The organism is Streptomyces sp. enrichment culture (assembly GCF_964273255.1).
Taxonomy (GTDB): Bacteria; Actinomycetota; Actinomycetes; order Streptomycetales; family Streptomycetaceae; genus Streptomyces.
On the sequence record NZ_OZ186835.1, the window covers coordinates 5,413,781 to 5,435,885 of the forward strand.

Annotated in this window: 21 protein-coding genes; 18 read left to right on the forward strand and 3 right to left on the reverse strand. The window is 73.2% G+C overall.

Going from position 1 to position 22,105, the window contains the following annotated elements; translation table 11 throughout:
- Position 1 precedes the first annotated feature (1 nt).
- From hisH to hisF, 4 genes are read left to right on the forward strand one after another with little or no spacing between them, the layout of a single operon-like run.
- Complete coding sequence (gene hisH, locus ACSU53_RS23515) at positions 2 to 643, forward strand: imidazole glycerol phosphate synthase subunit HisH (protein ID WP_437030712.1); 642 nt, start codon at positions 2 to 4, stop codon at positions 641 to 643.
- A 4-nt stretch (positions 644 to 647) separates the two neighbouring features.
- Positions 648 to 1,373: a bifunctional 1-(5-phosphoribosyl)-5-((5-phosphoribosylamino)methylideneamino)imidazole-4-carboxamide isomerase/phosphoribosylanthranilate isomerase PriA gene (gene priA, locus ACSU53_RS23520; protein ID WP_437030714.1), complete on the forward strand. Its 726-nt coding sequence runs from the start codon at positions 648 to 650 to the stop codon at positions 1,371 to 1,373.
- Positions 1,370 to 1,774 carry a Rid family hydrolase gene (locus tag ACSU53_RS23525; protein ID WP_437030716.1) on the forward strand — a complete coding sequence of 135 codons (405 nt, stop codon included), beginning with the start codon at positions 1,370 to 1,372 and terminating at the stop codon, positions 1,772 to 1,774. The genes priA and ACSU53_RS23525 overlap by 4 nt, the downstream gene beginning before the upstream one ends.
- Positions 1,771 to 2,538: an imidazole glycerol phosphate synthase subunit HisF gene (hisF, locus tag ACSU53_RS23530; protein WP_437030718.1), complete on the forward strand. Its 768-nt coding sequence runs from the start codon at positions 1,771 to 1,773 to the stop codon at positions 2,536 to 2,538. The genes ACSU53_RS23525 and hisF overlap by 4 nt, the downstream gene beginning before the upstream one ends.
- Positions 2,539 to 2,665: 127 nt before the next feature.
- On the opposite strand, the gene ACSU53_RS23535 is transcribed toward hisF, so the two are convergent.
- Complete coding sequence (locus tag ACSU53_RS23535) at positions 2,666 to 3,301, reverse strand: TIGR03085 family metal-binding protein (RefSeq protein WP_437030720.1); 636 nt, start codon at positions 3,299 to 3,301, stop codon at positions 2,666 to 2,668.
- A gap of 139 nt (positions 3,302 to 3,440) precedes the next feature.
- On the opposite strand from ACSU53_RS23535, the gene hisI reads away from it, so the two are divergent.
- From hisI to ACSU53_RS23605, 14 genes are all read left to right on the forward strand, one after another.
- Entirely contained in the window at positions 3,441 to 3,872 is a 432-nt protein-coding gene (gene hisI / locus ACSU53_RS23540; RefSeq protein ID WP_437030722.1) for a phosphoribosyl-AMP cyclohydrolase, read from the forward strand.
- 11 nt (positions 3,873 to 3,883) lie between these two features.
- Positions 3,884 to 5,386: an anthranilate synthase component I gene (locus tag ACSU53_RS23545; RefSeq protein ID WP_437030724.1), complete on the forward strand. Its 1,503-nt coding sequence runs from the start codon at positions 3,884 to 3,886 to the stop codon at positions 5,384 to 5,386.
- 41 nt (positions 5,387 to 5,427) lie between these two features.
- Positions 5,428 to 6,069 (forward strand): TIGR02234 family membrane protein, encoded by a 642-nt coding sequence (locus ACSU53_RS23550; protein ID WP_437030726.1) that lies wholly within the window; start codon positions 5,428 to 5,430, stop codon positions 6,067 to 6,069.
- Positions 6,070 to 6,211: 142 nt separating this feature from the next.
- On the forward strand, positions 6,212 to 6,463 hold the full coding sequence (locus tag ACSU53_RS23555; protein ID WP_437030728.1) for an HGxxPAAW family protein: 252 nt from the start codon (positions 6,212 to 6,214) through the stop codon (positions 6,461 to 6,463).
- Between the two features lie 97 nt (positions 6,464 to 6,560).
- Complete coding sequence (locus ACSU53_RS23560; RefSeq protein ID WP_437030730.1) at positions 6,561 to 6,995, forward strand: DUF2752 domain-containing protein; 435 nt, start codon at positions 6,561 to 6,563, stop codon at positions 6,993 to 6,995.
- 179 nt (positions 6,996 to 7,174) lie between these two features.
- Positions 7,175 to 7,984 carry an indole-3-glycerol phosphate synthase TrpC gene (trpC, locus tag ACSU53_RS23565; RefSeq protein ID WP_437030731.1) on the forward strand — a complete coding sequence of 270 codons (810 nt, stop codon included), beginning with the start codon at positions 7,175 to 7,177 and terminating at the stop codon, positions 7,982 to 7,984.
- 21 nt (positions 7,985 to 8,005) lie between these two features.
- A complete protein-coding gene (gene trpM / locus ACSU53_RS23570) occupies positions 8,006 to 8,254 on the forward strand; it encodes a tryptophan biosynthesis modulator TrpM (RefSeq protein ID WP_437030733.1) in 249 nt (82 codons plus the stop codon).
- Between the two features lie 125 nt (positions 8,255 to 8,379).
- The gene (trpB, locus tag ACSU53_RS23575) at positions 8,380 to 9,666 is read left to right on the forward strand and encodes a tryptophan synthase subunit beta (protein ID WP_437030735.1); all 1,287 of its coding nucleotides are present in this window, start codon (positions 8,380 to 8,382) and stop codon (positions 9,664 to 9,666) included.
- The gene (gene trpA / locus ACSU53_RS23580) at positions 9,663 to 10,478 is read left to right on the forward strand and encodes a tryptophan synthase subunit alpha (RefSeq protein WP_437030737.1); all 816 of its coding nucleotides are present in this window, start codon (positions 9,663 to 9,665) and stop codon (positions 10,476 to 10,478) included. Before trpB ends, trpA begins: the two co-directional genes overlap by 4 nt.
- A 117-nt stretch (positions 10,479 to 10,595) precedes the next feature.
- Entirely contained in the window at positions 10,596 to 11,375 is a 780-nt protein-coding gene (locus tag ACSU53_RS23585; protein WP_437030739.1) for a DsbA family protein, read from the forward strand.
- A gap of 111 nt (positions 11,376 to 11,486) precedes the next feature.
- Positions 11,487 to 12,524 carry a prolipoprotein diacylglyceryl transferase gene (gene lgt, locus ACSU53_RS23590; RefSeq protein ID WP_437030741.1) on the forward strand — a complete coding sequence of 346 codons (1,038 nt, stop codon included), beginning with the start codon at positions 11,487 to 11,489 and terminating at the stop codon, positions 12,522 to 12,524.
- A gap of 328 nt (positions 12,525 to 12,852) precedes the next feature.
- Positions 12,853 to 13,584, forward strand: coding sequence for a VIT1/CCC1 transporter family protein (locus tag ACSU53_RS23595; RefSeq protein ID WP_437030743.1), 732 nt, complete (start codon positions 12,853 to 12,855; stop codon positions 13,582 to 13,584).
- A 444-nt stretch (positions 13,585 to 14,028) separates the two neighbouring features.
- Entirely contained in the window at positions 14,029 to 18,627 is a 4,599-nt protein-coding gene (gltB, locus tag ACSU53_RS23600; RefSeq protein ID WP_437030745.1) for a glutamate synthase large subunit, read from the forward strand.
- Positions 18,620 to 20,083: a glutamate synthase subunit beta gene (locus ACSU53_RS23605; RefSeq protein WP_437030747.1), complete on the forward strand. Its 1,464-nt coding sequence runs from the start codon at positions 18,620 to 18,622 to the stop codon at positions 20,081 to 20,083. The genes gltB and ACSU53_RS23605 overlap by 8 nt, the downstream gene beginning before the upstream one ends.
- A gap of 134 nt (positions 20,084 to 20,217) precedes the next feature.
- On the opposite strand, the gene ACSU53_RS23610 is transcribed toward ACSU53_RS23605, so the two are convergent.
- Together ACSU53_RS23610 and ACSU53_RS23615 are read right to left on the reverse strand one after the other, a co-directional pair.
- On the reverse strand, positions 20,218 to 21,021 hold the full coding sequence (locus ACSU53_RS23610) for a chitosanase (RefSeq protein WP_437030749.1): 804 nt from the start codon (positions 21,019 to 21,021) through the stop codon (positions 20,218 to 20,220).
- 86 nt (positions 21,022 to 21,107) lie between these two features.
- A complete protein-coding gene (locus ACSU53_RS23615; RefSeq protein ID WP_437030751.1) occupies positions 21,108 to 22,007 on the reverse strand; it encodes a hypothetical protein in 900 nt (299 codons plus the stop codon).
- Between the last annotated feature and the right edge of the window lie 98 nt (positions 22,008 to 22,105).

A 22,105-nucleotide genomic window follows, 5' to 3' on the forward strand; every position in this document is an offset into this window, starting at 1 on the left:
CGTGAGCACCACCAAGAAGGTGGTGGTCTTCGACTACGGCTTCGGCAACGTGCGCTCCGCCGAGCGGGCCCTGGCCCGCGCCGGGGCCGAGGTCGAGATCACCCGCGACTACGACCGCGCGATGAACGCCGACGGCCTGCTGGTCCCCGGCGTCGGCGCCTTCGCCGCCTGCATGACGGGCCTGAAGGAGGCCCGCGGCGACTGGATCGTCGACCGCCGCCTGGCCGGCGGGCGCCCCGTGATGGGCATCTGCGTCGGCATGCAGATCCTCTTCGCGCGCGGCATCGAGCACGGCGTGGAGACCGACGGCCTCGACGAGTGGCCCGGCTCGGTCGAGCCGCTGCAGGCCGAGGTCGTGCCCCACATGGGCTGGAACACCGTCCGGGCGCCCGAGGACTCGCAGCTGTTCGCCGGCCTCGACGCGGACGCCCGGTTCTACTTCGTGCACTCCTACGCCGTGCACGACTGGTCCTTCGAGGCGCAGAACCCCGCGATGCGCCCGCCCTCGGTCACCTGGGCCACCCACGGCAAGCCCTTCGTGGCGGCGGTGGAGAACGGCGCCCTGTGGGCCACCCAGTTCCACCCCGAGAAGTCCGGCGACGCCGGTGCCCAGCTCCTCACCAACTGGATCGGAACCCTGTAGCGACATGGCCAAGCTCGAACTCCTCCCCGCCGTCGACGTCCGCGACGGCCAGGCCGTCCGTCTCGTGCACGGCGAGTCCGGCACCGAGACCTCCTACGGCTCCCCGCTCGACGCCGCCCTCGCCTGGCAGCGGGCCGGCGCCGAGTGGCTGCACCTGGTCGACCTGGACGCCGCGTTCGGGACCGGGGACAACCGGGAGCTGATCGCCGAGGTCACCGGCGCCATGGACATCAAGGTGGAGCTGTCCGGCGGCATCCGCGACGACGCCACCCTCGCCGCCGCCCTCGCCACCGGCTGCACCCGCGTCAACCTCGGCACCGCCGCCCTGGAGACCCCCGAGTGGGTCGCCGGGGTCATCGCCGAGCACGGCGACCGGATCGCCGTCGGCCTGGACGTGCGCGGCACCACCCTGCGCGGCCGCGGCTGGACCCGCGACGGAGGCGACCTGTACGAGACGCTGGAGCGCCTCGACAAGGAGGGCTGCGCCCGCTACGTCGTCACCGACATCGCCAAGGACGGCACCCTCCAGGGCCCCAACCTGGAGCTGCTGAAGAACGTGTGCGCCGCCACCGACCGCCCGGTCGTCGCCTCCGGCGGCGTCTCCTCCCTGGACGACCTGCGGGCCATCGCCGGCCTCGTCCCGCTGGGCGTCGAGGGCGCCATCGTCGGCAAGGCGCTGTACGCCAAGGCGTTCACCCTGGAGGAGGCCCTGGAGGCCGTGTCCCGATGACGTCGGATGCCGTGCGGCGCGTGCAGAGCGGGAGTCCCTGGGAGGAGTCCTTCGGCTTCGCACGCGCCGTCGCGGCGGGCGACCGCGTCCTTGTCGCGGGCACCACGGCCTTCCGGGGCGACGTGCTGCACGGCGAGGGCGACCCCTACGCCCAGGCCGTGGCGGCCTTCACCGGCGCCCTGGAGGCGATCGGTGAGTTCGGGCTCGGCCGCGAGTCGGTGATCCGCACCCGTGTGCACCTCGCACACTCCCGGGACATCGACGCCGTGGGCCGGGCCCACAAGGAGCTGTTCGACCCGGTGCGCCCGGTCACGACCTTCCTCGTGGTGGAGGGCTTCGTGGACCCGCGCGTCCTGGTGTCGGTGGAGATCGAAGCATTCAGAGGAGCCGTGGATTCATGACCCTGGCGGTCCGAGTCATCCCCTGCCTGGACGTGGACAACGGCCGGGTCGTCAAGGGCGTGAACTTCCAGAACCTGCGTGACGCGGGCGACCCCGTCGAGATGGCCAAGGTGTACGACGCCGAGGGCGCCGACGAGCTGACCTTCCTGGACATCACCGCCTCGTCGGGCAACCGCGAGACCACCTACGACGTGGTCCGCCGCACCGCCGAGCAGGTGTTCATCCCGCTCACCGTGGGCGGCGGCGTCCGCACCGCCGACGACGTGGACCGGCTGCTGCGGGCGGGCGCCGACAAGGTCGGCGTCAACACGGCGGCGATCGCCCGCCCGGACCTCATCCGGGAGATCGCCGAGCGCTTCGGCCGCCAGGTCCTGGTGCTGTCCGTGGACGCCCGGCGCACCCCCGAGGGCACGGACGGGCCCGCCTACGAGGTGACCACGCACGGCGGCCGTCGCGGCACCGGCATCGACGCCGTCGAGTGGGCCCACCGGGCGGCCGACCTGGGCGCCGGCGAGATCCTGCTCAACTCCATGGACGCCGACGGCACCAAGGACGGCTACGACCTGGAGATGATCGCCGCGGTCCGGGGGCACGTGACGGTCCCGGTGATCGCCTCCGGCGGCGCGGGCCGGCTCGCCGACTTCGCCCCCGCCGTCGACGCCGGGGCGGACGCGGTCCTGGCGGCTTCCGTCTTCCACTTCGGCGACCTGCGCATCGGCCAGGTCAAGGACAGCCTGCGCGAGGCGGGCCACCCGGTCCGCTGAGACCACGCCACCGGCCCGCCCGGGGGCCCCACCGGGAGCCCCCCGGCGGCCGGAGGTCCGCGGGCGGCCGGGTCGCGGCCCGGCACGGCCGGAACGAGACCCGGCGGGTCCGTCCCGGCCCGGCGGCTCAGATGCCGAGCTGCTTGCTCTCCCGCACCTTGGTGATGGCCTCCTCGTCACCGGCCAGATCCACCCGGGCGGCGCTCTGCCGGCCGTAGGCGAACAGCACCAGCTCCGACGGCTCCCCGGTCACCGTGACCACCGGCGTGCCCCGGTGCGCGACCACCGTCTGGCCGTCCGGCCGGCGCAGCACCAGGCCCGTCGGGACCGAGCGGCCCATCAGCCGGGCGGTGCGCTCCAGCCGGGACCACAGGGCGTTCTGGAACACCGGGTCGAGCTCCCGCGGCGTCCAGTCCGGCTGGGCCCGCCGGACGTCCTCGGTGTGCACGTAGAACTCGACGGTGTTCGACAGCTCGTCGACCTGCTTGAGGTTGAAGGGCGAGAAGCGGGGCGGGCCGGTGCGGATGAGCTGGATCAGCTCCTCGTACGGCTTGGCGGTGAACTCCGCCATCACCCGCTCCAGGCGGGGCGCGAGCTGTTTGACCAGCATCCCGCCCGCGGCGTCGGGGCGGCGCTCGCGCACCACCACATGGGCGGCCAGGTCCCGGGTCCGCCAGCCCTCGCACAGGCTGGGCGCGTCCGGCCCCGCGGTCTCCAGCAGATCGGCCAGGAGAAGTCGTTCACGCTTGGCATGGGTCGACATGCCGGCCAGCCTACGGCCGCCCGGGCGCCGCGCCCACCGGTCGCCCTCCGCAGGGGACCCCGGCGACGTCCGCAGGGGGAGCCGCCCACCAGTCGGACGGCGGCCGGGCCGGCCCGCCGGGCGCGGCACAATGGCCCGTATGACCAGCACGTCCCGGCCCAGCCCGCTCGCCCCCGAGATCGCCGCGCGCCTCAAGCGGACCCCCGACGGCCTCCTGCCCGCCATCGCCCAGCAGTACGACACCGGTGAGGTGCTGATGCTGGGCTGGATGGACGACGAGGCCCTGCACCGCACCCTCACCACCGGCCGCTGCACCTACTGGTCCCGCAGCCGCGGGGAGTACTGGGTCAAGGGCGACACCTCCGGCCACGTCCAGTGGGTGAAGTCCGTCGCCCTGGACTGCGACGCGGACACCGTGCTGGTCACGGTCGACCAGGTCGGCGCCGCCTGCCACACCGGGGCCCGGACCTGCTTCGACGCCGACGTGCTCCTCGCGGACGGCTCGGCCGGCGGCTCCCCGGACGCACCCGCCGACGGCGCCGGTTCCGGCGTGTCGGGCCCGGGTCAGTAGGGTCGGCCGCCATGGACCTCGAGACCTTCCGCAAGCTGGCCGGCGACCGCCGCGTCATCCCGGTCACCCGCAAGCTGCTCGCCGACGGCGACACGCCGGTCGCCCTCTACCGCAAGCTGGCCGCCGAGCGGCCGGGCACCTTCCTGCTGGAGTCCGCGGAGAACGGGCGCTCCTGGTCCCGCTACTCCTTCGTCGGCGTCCGCAGCGCCGCCACCCTCACCGAGCGGGACGGCCACGCCCACTGGGAGGGCACCCCACCGGTCGGCGTCCCCGTCGAAGGGGACCCGCTGGCCGCCCTGCGCGCCACCCTCGAAGCCCTGCACACCCCGCGCGACCTCGCCCACGACCTGGGCCTGCCGCCCTTCACCGGCGGCATGGTCGGCTACCTCGGCTACGACGTCGTGCGCCGCCTGGAGAAGGTCGGCGCCGGCGAGCGCGACGGCACCGACCCGACCAGCGTGCCCGAGCTGACCATGCTCCTCACCAGCGACCTCGCCGTCATGGACCACTGGGAGGGCGCCGTCTGGCTGATCGCCAACGCGATCAACCACAACGACCTGGAGACCGGCGTCGACGAGGCGTACGCCGACGCGGTAACCCGCCTGGACGCCATGCAGGCCGACCTCACCCGGGCCGTCGCCCAGCCCCCGGCGGTCCTGCCGCCCTCCGAACTGCCCGAGCACACCGCCCGCTGGGGCGGTGAGGCGTTCCGGGCGGCCGTCGAGGACATCAAGGAGCGCATCCGGGCCGGCGAGGCCTTCCAGGTGGTCCCCTCGCAGCGCTTCGAGACCCCGTGCACGGCGACCGCCCTGGACGTCTACCGGGTCCTGCGGGCCACCAACCCCTCGCCGTACATGTACCTGTTCCGCTTCGACGGCTTCGACGTGGTCGGTTCCTCCCCCGAGGCGCTGGTCAAGGTCGAGGACGGCCGCGCCCTGGTGCACCCCATCGCCGGCACCCGCTGGCGGGGGGCGACCCCGCAGGAGGACCAGGCCCTCGCCGACGAGCTGCTCGCCGACCCCAAGGAGCGGGCCGAGCACCTGATGCTGGTCGACCTGGGCCGCAACGACCTCGGACGGGTCTGCGAGCCCGGTTCGGTCGAGGTGGTCGACTTCATGTCGGTCGAGCGGTACTCGCACGTCATGCACATCGTCTCGACGGTGACCGGGCAGGTCGCGTCCGGCCGCACCGCCTTCGACGTGCTGACCGCCTGCTTCCCCGCGGGCACCCTGTCGGGCGCGCCCAAGCCCCGGGCGCTGCAGATCATCGACGAACTGGAGCCGTCCCGGCGCGGCCTGTACGGCGGCGCCGTCGGCTACCTCGACTTCGCCGGCGACTCCGACACGGCCATCGCCATCCGCACCGCCCTGCTCCGCGACGGCACCGCCTACGTGCAGGCGGGCGCCGGGATCGTCGCCGACTCCGACCCGGTCGCCGAGGACACCGAGTGCCGCAACAAGGCGGCGGCGGTGCTGCGTGCCGTGCACACCGCGAACCGGCTGGGCATGCCCTGAGCCGAACCCCGGGTGACACATCGCCCGGGGTTCGCGCGATAGTGGAGGGCGTGACTGCTGTACCTCACCCCCGTTCCGAAGCCGCCGGCCCCGCCCGGGCCGGCCGCCGCAGCCTCGCCCTCGCCCTGCTGAGCGGCGCCGCGGGCGCGGCCGTGGCCCTGCTCGCCACCCGGCAGCAGTGGTCGCAGGGCACCGCGACGGTGGCCGGCGGCGCCTTTCCCCTGACCGCCCGGGGCAGCGACGTCACCGGCGTCCCCGCCGCCCTCGCCGTGGTCGGCCTGGCCGCCCTGGTCGCCGTCTTCGCGGTCCGCCGCGCCGGCCGCCTCGCGGTGGCCGCGCTGCTCGCCCTGTCCGGCGCGGGCACCGTCGCGGCCGCCCTGCTCGGCGCCTCCGACCGGGCCGCGCTGGAGGCCAAGGCCGCCGAGGCCTCCGGCGACACCTCCGCCACCGTGGCGGCCCTCAGCCACACGGCCTGGCCCTACGTCGCCGCGGCGGGCGGCCTGCTGCTCCTGCTGGCCGGCGTGCTGGCCCTGCGCTACGGCAGGCTGTGGCCCGCGATGTCCGGCCGGTACGAGCGCGACGGCACGCCGCGCCCGCGCCGTCGGCCCGCCGCCGTCGATCCCGACCGGCCCGAGGACCTGTGGAAGGCCCTCGACCGGGGCGAGGACCCCACCGGCACCTGACCGCCCGCCGCACGGACGGACGGGGGGCCCCGGCGGGTGCGCGGCGCGCGGGGAACACCCCCGCTGACGCCGGACGCGCGCGTGCGGGACAATGTCGGCGAGCGTCCTGCTCAGACACGTACACAGCAACGAGGAGCAAGCAATGGCGGGCAGCAGCCACGGACACACCCCGGCCGCCTGGACCGGTGTCATCATCGCCTTCATCGGTTTCTGCGTCGCGGGAACGTTCATGGTGATGAGCCAGCCGGCGGGCTTCTGGGCCGGTATGGGCATCGTGTTCCTCGGCGCCCTGGTCGGCGGGATCATGAGCATGATGGGCATGGGCCAGCCGAAGCACGTCCACCCCGTGCACCAGGTCACCGGCGAGGGCACGCCGGCCCGCGCCGAGAGCTGACACGCCGAGGCACGGCCAGGGGCGGCACCGCCCCGGGGCGGGTGGGCACACGCGTGCCGACCCGCCCTTCGCGCGCGTGCGGGGCACAATGCACGGGATGAACGATGAAGGCGTCCACAGCCCGCCCGTGCCCCGCGGCACCGCCGCCCGCCTGGCCGTCCCCGGCGGAGTGCTGGCCGCCGTCGTGGCGGCCTTCGCCTACGTCGGCGCCGTGGACCCCAACGAACCCGGCCACTACCCCGCCTGCCCGCTGCTGCGCCTCACGGGCCTGTACTGCCCCGGCTGCGGCGGCCTGCGCAGCGCGCACGCCGTGGTGCACGGCGACCTGCCGGCGGCCCTGCAGGCCAACGCGCCCGCCGTCCTCGGCTACGCCGCCTTCGCCGTGCTGTGGACCGTCTGGGTGGTCCACGCCGCCCGCGGGAAGCGGCTGCGGATCGACCCCGGGCCGGTGCTCCTGTGGTCGCTCGGAGCGTTGCTGCTGGTCTTCACGGTTGTCCGGAACCTGCCGTTCGGTGGCTGGCTGCACCCTTGATCGACCGGGGGATGTCCAGCTAGTGGGACCGGCGTCAACCGGATGCGGGGCATACGCCCGGCTGCGGATACCATCGCAGTGACCACCGGTTCCGTCCGGCGGCCCGACCCTGTGAGGCGGGCACCACGTGACGGCAACGAACGCACCGAAGACCACCCGTCAGGAAGGGGGCCGCTCGCGTGAGTGTGCTCGACGAGATCATCGACGGAGTGCGGGCCGACCTCGCGGAGCGGCAGGCGCGCGTCAGCCTCGACGAGCTCAAGGAGCGCGCCGCGAAGGCCCCCGCCGCCAAGGACGGCGCCGCCGCCCTGCGCGGTGACGGCGTCAAGGTGATCTGCGAGGTCAAGCGCTCCAGCCCGTCCAAGGGCGCGCTCGCCGCGATCGCCGACCCGGCCGGCCTCGCCGCCGACTACGAGGCGGGCGGCGCGTCCGTGATCTCCGTGCTCACCGAGGAGCGCCGCTTCGGCGGCTCGCTGGCCGACCTGGAGGCGGTCCGCGCCCGGGTGGACGTCCCGGTCCTGCGCAAGGACTTCATCGTCACCTCGTACCAGCTCTGGGAGGCCCGCGCGCACGGCGCCGACCTCGCGCTGCTGATCGTCGCCGCCCTCGACCAGGCGGCCCTGGAGTCCCTCATCGAGCGCGCCGAGTCCATCGGTCTCACCCCGCTCGTCGAGGTGCACGACGAGGACGAGGTCGAGCGCGCGGTCGACGCCGGCGCCAAGGTCATCGGCGTCAACGCCCGCAACCTCAAGACCCTGGAGGTCGACCGCGGCACCTTCGAGCGGGTCGCCCCCGAGATCCCGGCCCACCTGGTCAAGGTCGCCGAGTCCGGTGTGCGCGGCCCGCACGACCTCATCGCCTACGCCAACGCCGGTGCCGACGCCGTCCTGGTCGGCGAATCGCTGGTCACGGGCAAGGACCCGAAGACGGCCGTCTCCGACCTGGTGGCCGCGGGGGAGCACCCCGCGCTGCGCCACGGGCGGGGCTGACCCTCCGACAGGCGGCCCCCGATGACCCTCGCTCCGATCCCCGCCCGGGACCCGTACGCCCGCCTCGCGCGCGGCTGCCGGCCCCGGGGCTGCCGGGCGCCCGCCCGCCGGGTGCACGGCCGCCGGGTCCGCTACGTCATCGGGGACGAACCGGGGCAGGTCAACGGCATGCGATGGCAGCGGTGCGCTCCCCGGGGACGCGGGGCCGTACCGCACCAGGCCCTGTCGTCACACTCCCGTCTGCCCTGCGGGCGGACGACGGGAATGTGACGACAGAACCTAGCGGCCGCGTCGCGCGAGCGCGACCGGCGGCCGCCCGGCCGGACATCCGGCCGTCGGCCCCCGTCCCCACGGCGAAACGTGCCCGTCAGACACACCCACCGTGAGGTTTTGGCATGCCCAGCAGTTTCTTCATCCCCGACCCGGAGGGCCGGGTCCCCACCGCCGAGGGCTACTTCGGCGCCTTCGGCGGCAAGTTCATCCCCGAGGCCCTCGTGGCGGCGGTCGACGAGGTCGCCGTCGAGTACGACAAGGCCAAGTCCGACCCGGAGTTCGCCCGGGAGCTCGACGACCTCCTGGTCCACTACACCGGCCGCCCCAGTGCCCTGACCGAGGTTCCCCGGTTCGCCGCGGAGGCGGGCGGCGCCCGGGTCTTCCTCAAGCGCGAGGACCTGAACCACACCGGCTCGCACAAGATCAACAACGTGCTGGGCCAGGCCCTGCTGACCAGGCGCATGGGCAAGACCCGCGTCATCGCCGAGACCGGCGCCGGACAGCACGGCGTGGCCACCGCCACCGCCTGCGCCCTGTTCGGCCTCGACTGCACGATCTACATGGGCGAGATCGACACGCAGCGCCAGGCCCTCAACGTGGCCCGCATGCGCATGCTCGGCGCCGAGGTCATCGCCGTGAAGTCCGGCAGCCGCACCCTGAAGGACGCCATCAACGAGGCGTTCCGCGACTGGGTCGCCAACGTCGACAGCACCCACTACCTGTTCGGCACCGTCGCCGGCCCGCACCCCTTCCCGGCCATGGTGCGCGACTTCCACCGGGTCATCGGTGTCGAGGCCCGCCGCCAGCTCCTGGAGCGGACCGGGCGGCTGCCCGACGCGGCCGTCGCCTGTGTGGGCGGCGGTTCCAACGCCATCGGCCTGTTCCACGCCTTCCTCCCCGACGAGGGCGTGCGGCTCATCGGCTGCGAGCCCGCGGGCCACGGCGTCGACACCGGCGAGCACGCGGCGACCCTCACCGCCGGCGAACCCGGCATCCTGCACGGCTCCCGCTCCTACGTCCTCCAGGACGACGAGGGCCAGATCACCGAGCCGTACTCCATCTCGGCCGGGCTGGACTACCCGGGCATCGGCCCCGAACACGCCTACCTCAAGGACTCCGGGCGCGGCGAGTACCGGGCGGTCACCGACGACGCCGCCATGCAGGCGCTGAGGCAGCTGTCCCGCACCGAGGGCATCATCCCGGCCATCGAGAGCGCCCACGCCCTCGCCGGGGCCCTGGAGGTCGGACGGGAGCTGGGCCCGGACGGGCTGATCGTGGTGAACCTGTCCGGCCGCGGCGACAAGGACATGGACACCGCCGCCCGCTACTTCGGCCTGTACGACACCGACGCCGAGGTCGCCGCCGACGAGGCCGGCGGCACCGCCGAGATCGAGGGGGACGTCAAGTGAGCGGGAACGTGCAGGTGCTGAACGACACCCTGGCCGCGGCGAAGGCCGAGGGGCGCGCCGCCCTGATCGCCTACCTCCCGGCCGGCTTCCCGACCGTCGACGGCGGCATCGACGCGGTCCGGGCCGCCCTCGACGGCGGCGCCGACGTGGTGGAGGTGGGCCTGCCGCACAGCGACCCGGTGCTCGACGGCCCGGTCATCCAGACCGCCGACGACATCGCCCTGCGCGGCGGCGTGCGGATCGCCGACGTGATGCGCACCGTCCGCGAGGCGCACGCCGCCACCGGCAAGCCGATCCTCGTCATGACGTACTGGAACCCCGTCGACCGCTACGGCGTCGAGCGATTCACCGCCGAGCTCGCCGAGGCGGGCGGCGCCGGGTGCATCCTGCCCGACCTGCCCGTGCAGGAGTCGGCGCTGTGGCGGGAGCACGCCGACAAGCACGGCCTGGCCACCGTGTTCGTCGTCGCGCCCAGCAGCCGGGACGCCCGCCTGGCCGAGATCACCGCGGCCGGCAGCGGCTTCGTCTACGCCGCCTCGCTGATGGGTGTCACCGGCACCCGGGAGTCGGTGGGGGAGCAGGCCGAGGACCTGGTGCGCCGCACCCGTGCCACCACGGACCTCCCGGTGTGCGTCGGGCTCGGCGTCTCGGACGCGGCCCAGGCCGCCGAGGTGGCCTCCTTCGCCGACGGCGTGATCGTGGGCTCGGCCTTCGTCAAGCGGATGCTGGACGCCCCCGACGCCGCCGCCGGCGTGGAGGCCGTCCGCGGTCTCGCCGGCGAGCTGGCCCGGGGCGTGCGCGGACAGGTCTGACCGGCCGGACGGCATCGGCCGTACGACCGGCGGGCCCGCCGGTCATACGGATCCCTCGTACGGGTGGACCTGGGGCCGGGGAGGCGCGGTGCGCCTCCCCGGTTCGTTCTGCGGGGTGTGAGCGAGAAGAACCGTGACGCGAGGAAGCGCACCGCCCGGGAACGGCTGGCGGCCGAGCGCGAGAAGCAGAAGGCCGCCGAGAAGCGGCGCCGCACCCTGATCGTCGGTGCGAGCGTGGTCTGTGTCCTGGCGCTGGCGGCGGTGATCGGCGTGGTCGCCGCCAACGCCGGCAAGGACGACGGCAGCGAGGCGGGGGGCCCGGTGGTCGCCCCGTCCGGTGCCCTGGGCAAGGACGGCCTCGCCATCCCGGTCGGGGAGGAGGGCGCCAAGTCCACGCTCACGGTGTGGGAGGACTTCCGCTGCCCGGCCTGCAAGTCCTTCGAGACGGCCTACGGCCCCACCATCCGGGAGCTGACCGACGCCGGTCAGCTGAGGGCGGAGTACCACCTGGTCACCCTCATCGACGGCAACATGGGCGGCAGCGGCTCCCGCACGTCCGCCAACGCCGCGGCCTGCGCCCAGGACGCGGGCAAATTCGCCCCGTACCACGACGTGCTGTTCGCCAACCAGCCGCCGGAGCCCGACGACGCCTTCGCCGACGAGTCCAGGCTGATCGAGCTGGCCGGCCAGGTCGACGGTCTGGACACGCCCGCGTTCCGCAGCTGCGTGGAGGACGGAACGCACAACAGCTGGGTCGTGAAGTCCAACGAGGCGTTTCAGAAGGGCGACTTCTCGGGCACGCCGACCGTCCTGCTGGACGGGAAGAACATCTACCAGGACCAGTCGATGACGCCGGCGAAGCTCAAGCAGCTGGTGCAGGAGGCCAACAAGGGGTGACGGCGGCGCGCGGCCCGGCCGACGGCGCCCTCGGGGCGCGGTCCCTGTTATGGAGACGTAGCCGGGCCACCCGGCGCGCGGCCGGTCGGGCAGGGTAGCGTCGACCCTGCCATGGAACTTGCCTACATTCCCAGCCCGTCGAGCGGGGTGCTGTACCTCGGCCCCGTCCCGCTGCGCGGCTACGCGTTCTGCATCATCATCGGTGTCTTCGTTGCCGTCTGGCTCGGCAACAAGCGCTGGATCGCCCGGGGCGGGCGGCCCGGGACGGTGGCCGACATCGCTGTCTGGGCCGTCCCGTTCGGCCTCGTGGGCGGCAGGCTCTACCACGTGATCACGGACTACCAGCTGTACTTCAGCGAGGGCCGTGACTGGGTGGACGCCTTCAAGATCTGGGAGGGCGGCCTCGGGATCTGGGGCGCGATCGCGTTCGGCGCGCTCGGCGCGTGGATCGGCTGCCGGCGCCGGGGCATCCCGCTGCCGGCCTACGCCGACGCCGTCGCCCCGGGCATCGCCTTCGCCCAGGCCATCGGCCGCTGGGGCAACTGGTTCAACCAGGAGCTGTACGGGCGGCCGACGGACCTGCCGTGGGCGGTGGAGATCACCTCCGCGGCGGACGGGCGGGTCCCGGGCACCTACCACCCGACGTTCCTGTACGAGTCCCTGTGGTGCATCGGGGTGGCGCTGCTGGTCATCTGGGCCGACCGCCGCTTCCGCCTCGGCCACGGCAGGGCGTTCGCCCTGTACGTCGCCGCGTACTGCGTGGGCCGGTTCTGGATCGAGTACATGCGCGTCGACGAGGCCCACGAGATCCTGGGCCTGCGGCTGAACAACTGGACCTCGGTCCTGGTGTTCCTGCTGGCGGTGCTCTACATCGTCCTGTCGGCGCGCAAGCGGCCGGGCCGCGAGCCCGTGGTCGAGCCGGGCGCGGAGGGCGCCGGGACGGGCGAGGCCACCGGCGAGGACACCGGCGACGAGGACGCCTCGGGCGCCGGGAGCGAGAAGGCCGCCGAGGACGCGGAGAAGCCGTCCCCGGACGGCGCGGGCGGGACCGGGCCGGACGCCGAGGACGGCTCCGGCGAGCGCGCCGCCTCGGCGGACCAGGCAGACGGCGGTGCCAAGGACGGGGCGGGTTCGGCGAAGAAGAGCTGACCGCCCGCCGTACGAGACCGAGGGCGCCCGGAGTGATCCGGGCGCCCTCGGCGTGTGTGCGGGGGGATGCTTCCGGGGGCGGTCCGGGGGCGGTCCGGGAGCGGTCGGGAGTTGTCCGGGAGGGGCTTGGGAGGGGGGTCTGGGAGCGGTCCAGGAGTGGTCCAGGGGTGTTCCGGGAGGTGCCTGGGAGGAGCCCGGGATTCGGCAAAACCGCAGGTTAGCCCAGCCTTTCCTTGCTGGCAGCGGAGCGGCGACCGGCGTACATTGGGTCATGTCGAAGACTGGAACCTGTCTAAGGTAAGCCTGAGTTAACTCCCTGGGGGACGGCATGGCGATCATCGAGACCGAGGCGGCGCTGCACGAGGCGCACCGTGACAACCACACGCACCGGGACGTGAACGGCGGCTGGCTGCGGCCCGCCGTGTTCGGGGCGATGGACGGTCTCGTCTCCAACCTGGCGCTGATGACCGGTGTCGCGGGCGGTGCGGCCGGGCAGCAGACGATCGTGCTCAGCGGCCTCGCCGGGCTCGCCGCCGGCGCCTTCTCCATGGCGGCCGGCGAGTACACCTCCGTGGCCTCCCAGCGTGAGCTGGTCGAGGCCGAACTGGACGTCGAGCGGCGCGAACTGCGCAAGCACCCCCAGGACGAGGAGGCCGAACTGGCCGCCCTCTACGAGGCCCGCGGCGTGGAGGTCGGGCTGGCCCGGGAGGTGGCCCGGCAGCTGTCGAAGGACCCCGAGCAGGCCCTGGAGATCCACGCCCGCGAGGAGCTGGGCATCGACCCGGGCGACCTGCCCTCGCCGACCGTCGCGGCGGTCTCCAGTTTCGGTTCCTTCGCGCTGGGTGCCCTGCTCCCGGTGCTGCCCTACCTGCTGGGCGCGAGCAGCCTCTGGCCTGCCGTCGTGGTCGCCCTGCTGGGCCTGTTCCTGTGCGGCGCGGTGGTGGCCAGGGTGACGGCGCGCAGCTGGTGGTACAGCGGTCTGCGCCAGCTCGCACTGGGCGGCGCGGCGGCCGGTGTGACGTACGCCCTGGGCGCGCTGATCGGTACGGCCCTAGGATGATCCGGCTCTCAGGTGTGCGGTCTTCCGCACACCTGAGGTTGATTGTGGCGGCAGAAGTCGTATTATGCGCGAGCCGCATCTGTCGTTACTCGCTGGTTTCGGCGATGTGACCGCTGGGCATGAGCCGTAAGCGTTGTGGGCAACGAGGCCCGCGGCGTCTCAGCGGGGCGGGTGAAGACGCCCGCCCCCTCCCGGGTCGACGCGGACATGGATCTGTTCCGTCCGGCCCGCCCCTTCCCACAGCCTCACCGCCGGTCGCGGGGACCCCGCCGTCGATCGCGCGACCCCTCGGGACCACGTCGTGTCCGCATGCTGGAACCGGATATCCCGGTAGGCGAGAATCGCGTCATCATGTAATCTGCCTGACATTTCCCACCTCACGCAGAGGGCCAACGTCGTCCCTCGGCACCTGACACATGCCAACAGACGACGACGGGAGAGCCGATGCGTACGCCGCGCCAGCCGTCCCAGCATTCCGCGAACGACCGGTCCAGCTGGTCCTTCATGGATGCTCGCCCTGCCCCGCAGGGCATGTACGACCCCCGCGACGAGCACGACGCCTGCGGCGTGGGCTTCGTCGCCACCCTCACCGGCGAGGCGTCCCACACCCTGGTCGAGCAGGCCCTGACCGTCCTGCGCAACCTCGAACACCGGGGTGCCACCGGCTCCGAGCCCGACTCGGGCGACGGCGCCGGCATCCTCTCCCAGGTCCCCGACGCCTTCTTCCGCGAGGTCGCCGGGTTCGAGCTGCCCGAGGCCGGGGGCTACGCCGTCGGCATCGCCTTCCTGCCGGCCGACGGCACCGAGGACGCCGTCGGCCGCATCGAGCGGATCGCCGCCGACGAGGGCCTGACCGTCCTCGGCTGGCGCGAGGTGCCGGTCGCGCCCCAACTGCTCGGCGCCACCGCCCGGTCCACCATGCCGGTCTTCCGCCAGATCTTCGTCACCGACGGCGCGTCCACGGGCATCGCCCTGGACCGCAGGGCCTTCGCGCTGCGCAAGCGCGCCGAGCGCGAGGCCGGCGTCTACTTCCCGTCGCTGTCCGCGCGGACCATCGTCTACAAGGGCATGCTGACCACCGGCCAGCTGGAGCCCTTCTTCCCGGACCTGTCCGACCGCCGCTTCGGCTCCGCGATCGCGCTCGTGCACTCCCGGTTCTCCACGAACACCTTCCCCTCGTGGCCGCTCGCCCACCCCTACCGGTTCGTCGCGCACAACGGTGAGATCAACACCGTCAAGGGCAACCGCAACTGGATGCGCGCCCGCGAGTCGCAGCTGATGTCCGACCTGTTCGGCACCGGCAAGGAGCTGGAGCGCGTCTTCCCGGTCTGCACCCCCGACGCCTCCGACTCCGCCTCCTTCGACGAGGTCCTGGAACTGCTGCACCTGGGCGGCCGGTCGCTGCCGCACTCGGTGCTGATGATGATCCCGGAGGCGTGGGAGAACCACCCCTCCATGGACCCCGCGCGACGCGCCTTCTACCAGTACCACTCCACGATGATGGAGCCCTGGGACGGCCCCGCCTGCGTCACCTTCACCGACGGCACCCAGGTCGGCGCCGTCCTCGACCGCAACGGGCTGCGCCCCGGCCGCTACTGGGTCACCGACGACGGCCTGGTCGTCCTCGGCTCCGAGGTCGGCGTCCTCGACATCGACCCCGCCAAGGTCGTCCGCAAGGGCCGCCTCCAGCCCGGCCGCATGTTCCTCGTCGACACCGCCGAGCACCGCATCATCGAGGACGACGAGATCAAGGCCGCCCTCGCCGCCGAGCACCCCTACGCGGAGTGGCTGGAGGCCGGCGAGATCGAGCTGTCCGACCTGCCCGAGCGCGAGCACATCGTGCACACCCACGCCTCGGTCACCCGCCGCCAGCAGACCTTCGGCTACACCGAGGAGGAGCTGCGCGTCATCCTCGCGCCGATGGCCAAGGCCGGTGCCGAGCCGATCGGTTCGATGGGCACCGACTCGCCGATCGCCGCCCTCAGCGACCGGCCGCGGCTGCTGTTCGACTACTTCACCCAGCTGTTCGCGCAGGTCACCAACCCGCCGCTGGACGCCATCCGGGAGGAGCTCGTCACCTCCCTGCGCTCCTCCCTCGGCCCGCAGGGCAACCTGCTGGAGCCGACCGCGGCCTCCTGCCGCAGCGTCGTCCTGCCCTTCCCGGTCATCGACAACGACGAACTCGCCAAGCTGATCCACATCAACGCCGACGGCGACATGCCCGGCTTCAAGGCCGCGACCCTGTCCGGCCTGTACCGGGTCTCCGGCGGCGGCGAGGCGCTCGCCGCGCGCATCGAGGCGATCTGCGCCGAGGCCGACGCGGCCATCGGCAACGGCGCCCGCCTGATCGTGCTGTCCGACCGGCACTCCGACGCCGAGCACGCGCCGATCCCGTCGCTGCTGCTCACCTCCGCGGTGCACCACCACCTCATCCGCACCAAGCAGCGCACCCAGGTGGGCCTGCTGGTCGAGGCCGGCGACGTCCGCGAGGTCCACCACGTGGCCCTGCTCATCGGCTACGGCGCCGCGGCGGTCAACCCCTACCTGGCGATGGAGTCCGTCGAGGACCTGGTGCGCGCCGGTACCTTCCTGCCCGGCATGGAGCCCGAGACGGCCATCCGCAACCTGATCCGCGCCCTCGGCAAGGGCGTGCTGAAGGTGATGTCCAAGATGGGCATCTCCACGGTCGCCTCCTACCGGGGCGCCCAGGTCTTCGAGGCCGTCGGCCTGGACCAGGGCTTCGTGGACCAGTACTTCCACGGCACCGCCAGCAAGATCGGCGGCGTCGGCATCGACGTCGTCGCCCGGGAGGTCGCCGCCCGCCACGCCAAGGCGTACCCCGTCTCCGGCATCGCCCCGGCGCACCGCGCGCTGGACATCGGCGGCGAGTACCAGTGGCGCCGCGAGGGCGAGCCGCACCTGTTCGACCCCGAGACGGTCTTCCGCCTCCAGCACTCCACCCGCTCCGGCCGCTACGACGTCTTCAAGCAGTACACCGAGCGCGTCAACGAGCAGTCCGAGCGGCTGATGACGCTGCGCGGCCTCTTCGGCTTCACGTCCGACCGGGCGCCGATCCCGATCGACGAGGTCGAACCGGCCTCCGAGATCGTCAAGCGGTTCTCCACCGGCGCCATGTCCTACGGCTCCATCTCCCAGGAGGCGCACGAGACCCTCGCCGTCGCCATGAACCGCCTCGGCGGCAAGTCCAACACCGGCGAGGGCGGCGAGGACCCCGAGCGCCTGTACGATCCGGCCCGGCGCTCCGCGATCAAGCAGGTCGCCTCCGGGCGCTTCGGTGTGACCTCCGAGTACCTGGTCAACGCCGACGACATCCAGATCAAGATGGCCCAGGGTGCCAAGCCCGGCGAGGGCGGCCAGCTGCCCGGCCACAAGGTCTACCCGTGGGTCGCGAAGACCCGGCACTCCACGCCGGGCGTGGGCCTCATCTCCCCGCCGCCGCACCACGACATCTACTCCATCGAGGACCTCGCCCAGCTCATCCACGACCTGAAGAACGCCAACCCCCGGGCGCGCATCCACGTCAAGCTGGTCTCCGAGGTCGGCGTCGGCACCGTCGCCGCGGGCGTCTCCAAGGCCCACGCCGACGTGGTGCTGATCTCCGGGCACGACGGCGGCACCGGCGCCTCCCCGCTGACCTCGCTGAAGCACGCGGGCGGCCCCTGGGAGCTGGGGCTCGCCGAGACCCAGCAGACCCTGCTGCTCAACGGCCTGCGGGACCGGATCGTCGTGCAGACCGACGGCCAGCTCAAGACCGGCCGCGACGTCGTCATCGCCGCCCTGCTCGGCGCCGAGGAGTTCGGCTTCGCGACCGCCCCGCTGGTGGTCTCCGGCTGCGTCATGATGCGCGTCTGCCACCTCGACACCTGCCCGGTCGGCATCGCCACCCAGAACCCGGTGCTCCGCGACCGCTACGCCGGCAAGGCGGAGTACGTGGTGAACTTCTTCGAGTTCATCGCCGAGGAGGTCCGCGAACTGCTGGCCGAGCTGGGCTTCCGCTCCGTCGAGGAGGCCGTCGGCCACGCCGAGGTGCTCGACGTGACCCGCGCGGTGGACCACTGGAAGGCCCAGGGCCTGGACCTCGCGCCGCTGTTCCACGTGCCGGAGCTGCCCGCGGACGCCGTCCGCCACCAGCGGGCCGAGCAGGACCACGGTCTGGAGAAGGCCCTGGACAACGAGCTGATCAGGCTCGCCGCCGACGCCCTGGCCGCGTCCGACGCCACCGGCGCCCACCCGGTGCGCGCCCAGGTCGCCATCCGCAACATCAACCGCACCGTCGGCACCATGCTCGGCCACGAGGTGACCCGGAAGTTCGGCGGCGCGGGCCTGCCCGACGACACCATCGACATCACCTTCACCGGTTCCGCGGGCCAGTCCTTCGGCGCCTTCGTCCCGCGCGGTGTCACCCTCCGTCTGGAGGGCGACGCCAACGACTACGTCGGCAAGGGCCTGTCCGGCGGCCGGATCGTGGTCCGCCCGGACCGCGGCGCCGACCACCTCGCCGAGTACAGCGTCATCGCCGGCAACACCCTCGCCTACGGCGCCACCGGCGGCGAGATGTTCCTGCGCGGCCGGGTCGGCGAGCGGTTCTGCGTCCGCAACTCCGGGGCCCTGGTGGTCTCCGAGGGCGTGGGCGACCACGGCTGCGAGTACATGACCGGCGGTCACGCGGTCGTCCTCGGCGAGACCGGCCGGAACTTCGCGGCCGGCATGTCCGGCGGTGTCGCCTACGTCATCGACCTGGACCGCGACCACGTCAACGCCGGCAACCTCGACGCCGTCCGGCCGCTCGACGACGCCGACCGGACCTGGCTGCACGACGTGGTGCGCCGCCACCAGGAGGAGACCGGCTCCACCGTCGCCGGGAAGCTGCTCGCGGAGTGGGACACCGCCGTGGAGCGCTTCAGCAAGATCATCCCCAGCACGTACCAGGCAGTGCTCGCCGCCAAGGACGCCGCCGAGCGAGCCGGGCTCTCCGAGTCCGAGACCCACGAGAAGATGATGGAGGCGGCGATCAATGGCTGACCCGAAGGGCTTTCTGAACCACGGCCGCGAACTCGCCCCGACCCGCCCGGTCCCGGAGCGCGTCAAGGACTGGAACGAGGTCTACGTCCCCGGCTCGCTGCTCCCCATCATCAGCAAGCAGGCCAGCCGGTGCATGGACTGCGGCATCCCGTTCTGCCACAACGGCTGCCCGCTGGGCAACCTCATCCCCGAGTGGAACGACTACGCCTACCGCGAGGACTGGGCGGCGGCGAGCGAACGCCTGCACGCGACGAACAACTTCCCCGAGTTCACCGGCCGTCTCTGCCCGGCCCCGTGCGAGTCGGCGTGCGTGCTCGGCATCAACCAGCCGCCGGTGACCATCAAGAACGTCGAGGTCTCCATCATCGACAAGGCGTGGGCGGCCGGTGACGTCGCCCCGCAGGTCCCCGAACGGCTCTCCGGCAAGACCGTCGCCGTCGTCGGCTCCGGCCCGGCCGGCCTGGCCGCCGCCCAGCAGCTGACCCGGGCGGGCCACACCGTCGCCGTCTACGAGCGGGCCGACCGCATCGGCGGCCTGCTGCGGTACGGGATCCCCGAGTTCAAGATGGAGAAGCGGCACATCAACCGCCGGATCGAGCAGATGCGCGCGGAGGGCACCAAGTTCCGCACCGGCATCGAGATCGGCCGGGACATGCCGGCCACCGCGCTGCGCAAGCGCTACGACGCGGTCGTCCTGGCCGTCGGTGCGACGACCGCGCGCGACCTGCCGGTGCCCGGCCGCGACCTCAAGGGCATCCACCAGGCCATGGAGTACCTGCCGCTGGCCAACAAGGTGCAGGAGGGCGACTACGTCGCTCCGCCGATCACCGCCGAGGGCAAGCACGTCGTCGTGATCGGCGGCGGTGACACCGGCGCCGACTGCGTGGGCACCGCCCACCGCCAGGGCGCCGCGTCCGTCACCCAGCTGGAGATCATGCCCCGCCCCGGCGAGGAGCGGAACCCGGTGAGCCAGCCCTGGCCGACCTTCCCGATGCTCTACAAGGTGACGTCCGCCCACGAGGAGGGCGGCGAGCGGGTCTACTCCGTCTCCACCACCCACTTCGAGGGCGACGAGGACGGCAACGTCCAGTGGCTGCACCTGACCGAGGTCGAGTTCACCGACGGCAGGCCGGTCCCGAAGCCGGGCACCGAGCGGAAGATCCCCGCCCAGCTGGTCACCCTCGCCATGGGCTTCACCGGAACCGACCGGGACAACGGGCTGGTGGAACAGTTCGGCCTGGAACTCGACGAGCGGGGTAACATCGCCCGGGACGCCGACTTCCAGACGAACGTGCCCGGCGTGTTCGTGGCCGGTGACGCCGGACGCGGACAGTCGCTCATCGTGTGGGCGATCGCCGAGGGCCGCTCGGCCGCGCGGGGCTGCGACCGCTTCCTCACGGGGGCGAGCGACCTGCCGGCCCCGATCCGTCCGACCGACCGCGCGCTGGCGGTCTGACGGCCCGCACCGGGACCTGACGGTCCCTCACACACGTGACGTACAAAGGCGTACGGACACAGACGGCGCCCGCCCCCGTCCCCGACCGGACACCGGGGCGGGCGCCGTAACACGTCCCCGGGGGCCGGACCGGCTCAGGTCACCTCGTAGGACGTGCCGTACATCTCCCACTCCAGCGGGGTGTCGAGGTCCAGGTTCCCCTCGTCCAGGAAGCGGCGCTGGGCGGTGACCCTGCTGGTGTCGTGCGCGGGGTGCAGCCGGTTCATGGCCGCGCGGCGGACGTCCAGGAACACGGAGAGGTACGCCGCCTCGTCGCCGCCGCCGGCCGGGGGCTCCGCCGCGCGCAGCGCCGCCGCGCGGATGCCGCCGAAGCTGGTGGGGCCGTCCCCGGGACCGTGGTAGACCATCGCGTCGTAGTAGACGAACTGGCCCAGCGCGGACAGCCCGTCCCGCTCGGCGCGGCGCACCGCCGGGCCGAAGTACACGGCGTCCCGCTCGGCGTCCTGCGCGGCGCGGAACGCCGGGCGCTCCGCCTCCGCCTTCCACGCCGCCGGGAAGCCCGGGTCCAGTCCCTCGTGCGAGTCGGTGCCGTCGACCGCGCGCAGGGCGGGCAGATAGCGGGCGAGGCCGTTGCCCGGGTGGTCGGCCGTGTACTTCTCGACCAGGGTCAGCAGGTCGTGGGTGCCGGTGCAGAAACCGATGATGCCCGCCGTGTAACCCTGGCCGTCGCCTATGTCCTCGACGTAGCCGTAGGCGCTGCGCCAGTCCAGCGTCCCGTTCTCCGCGCTCGCCACGATCTGCTGCGCCAGTTCCTTCTTCGCCGGGCTCGACAGGCTCGCCCCGTCCGCCTCCCGCCCGGCGGCGCCGCTTCCGGCCGACGAGCATCCCGACACCGCGACGACGACCACGCACAGGGCCGTGAGCAGGGCACGTTTCATGTGCCCAGCCTACGGAAGCGCGCTGTCCGGACGGTGTGAGCGTCCCGGCGCGCAGGCCGGGGCGCCGGGGCCCCACCCGGGCACCGTCAGGTGTCGCACTCCAGCACCGTCCGGCACAGGCCGCACCGGGCCCGCACCCGCCCCCGTACCGGCACCCGGATGCGCTGCCGGCACGTCGGGCAGGGGAAGGACACCTTCAGGGGACCGTGGCCGTCCGGCGCGAACCGGTACGGGACGCCGGGCCGGGCGGGCCCGCCGGCGTGCCGCTCCTGCGCCTGACGCCGGTCGCGGGCGTACCGGCGGCGGCCCGCCCAGCCGGCCGCCGTCAGCGGCGGCTGCTGCTCGTCCTGCCGGGCCAGCGCCAGGCCCCTGCCGTACGCCGTGTACGCCTGGGCGCTGGTGAACCACACCGAGGGGTCCTCGCCGAAGAACAGCGACCGCTTCGCCAGCACGTACCCGAACTCCTCCGGCGTGAGGTACCCCAGCTTCTGCGAGGACGCCCCGTCCTCGCGGAACGCGTCCAGCAGCAGCCACCCCGCGCCCAGGTAGGTCGCCGCCGTGTCGGTGAGGATCTCGTTCTCCCGTGTCGTGGGGAAGGACAGCCCCAGGCGGTGCAGGTACACGTGCATCACCTCGTGCGCCAGGGCCGCCCCGATGTCCCGCCGATGCGTGCGGAACCGGTCGTTCAGCTCCACGAAGTACTCCGGCCCCGCCGTCAGTTCGACGTTCGCCGCGTGCGTCATCGAGCGGAATCCGACGATCAGCCGCGCGTCGGGCAGCCGGTAGTGCCGCACCAGTTCCCGGGCCACCCGCTGCGCGCCCAGGTGCAGGTCGTCGGTGTCGCAGAACGCCACGTCGGCGGGCGCGACACTGGTCGAGAAGGTCCGGACGGTGTCGAGGGTGAGCCTGCGGTACAGCGCCGTGATGGACTCCCGCACCGTCTCCAGGTGCGGGTAGCCGTGCTCGACCGGACCGCCGTTCGCCACGTCTCACCCCCGCGGACGTCCCCACCGGGTACCACTGTACGGTCCGGACCGCCCCGGCACCCCGCCGGCGGCGCGGCACCCGCGAGCGGTGACCAGCA

Excerpts from the sequence above, each read along its gene's own strand:
- priA (WP_437030714.1), top strand. The coding sequence starts at position 648 with ATGGCCAAGCTCGAACTCCTCCCCGCCGTCGACGTCCGCGACGGCCAG.
- ACSU53_RS23525 (WP_437030716.1), top strand. The coding sequence starts at position 1,370 with ATGACGTCGGATGCCGTGCGGCGCGTGCAGAGCGGGAGTCCCTGGGAG.
- hisF (WP_437030718.1), top strand. The coding sequence starts at position 1,771 with ATGACCCTGGCGGTCCGAGTCATCCCCTGCCTGGACGTGGACAACGGC.
- ACSU53_RS23535 (WP_437030720.1), bottom strand. The coding sequence starts at position 3,301 with ATGTCGACCCATGCCAAGCGTGAACGACTTCTCCTGGCCGATCTGCTG.
- hisI (WP_437030722.1), top strand. The coding sequence starts at position 3,441 with ATGACCAGCACGTCCCGGCCCAGCCCGCTCGCCCCCGAGATCGCCGCG.
- ACSU53_RS23545 (WP_437030724.1), top strand. The coding sequence starts at position 3,884 with ATGGACCTCGAGACCTTCCGCAAGCTGGCCGGCGACCGCCGCGTCATC.
- ACSU53_RS23555 (WP_437030728.1), top strand. The coding sequence starts at position 6,212 with ATGGCGGGCAGCAGCCACGGACACACCCCGGCCGCCTGGACCGGTGTC.
- ACSU53_RS23560 (WP_437030730.1), top strand. The coding sequence starts at position 6,561 with ATGAACGATGAAGGCGTCCACAGCCCGCCCGTGCCCCGCGGCACCGCC.
- trpM (WP_437030733.1), top strand. The coding sequence starts at position 8,006 with ATGACCCTCGCTCCGATCCCCGCCCGGGACCCGTACGCCCGCCTCGCG.
- trpB (WP_437030735.1), top strand. The coding sequence starts at position 8,380 with ATGCCCAGCAGTTTCTTCATCCCCGACCCGGAGGGCCGGGTCCCCACC.
- lgt (WP_437030741.1), top strand. The coding sequence starts at position 11,487 with ATGGAACTTGCCTACATTCCCAGCCCGTCGAGCGGGGTGCTGTACCTC.
- ACSU53_RS23595 (WP_437030743.1), top strand. The coding sequence starts at position 12,853 with ATGGCGATCATCGAGACCGAGGCGGCGCTGCACGAGGCGCACCGTGAC.
- gltB (WP_437030745.1), top strand. The coding sequence starts at position 14,029 with ATGCGTACGCCGCGCCAGCCGTCCCAGCATTCCGCGAACGACCGGTCC.
- ACSU53_RS23605 (WP_437030747.1), top strand. The coding sequence starts at position 18,620 with ATGGCTGACCCGAAGGGCTTTCTGAACCACGGCCGCGAACTCGCCCCG.
- ACSU53_RS23610 (WP_437030749.1), bottom strand. The coding sequence starts at position 21,021 with ATGAAACGTGCCCTGCTCACGGCCCTGTGCGTGGTCGTCGTCGCGGTG.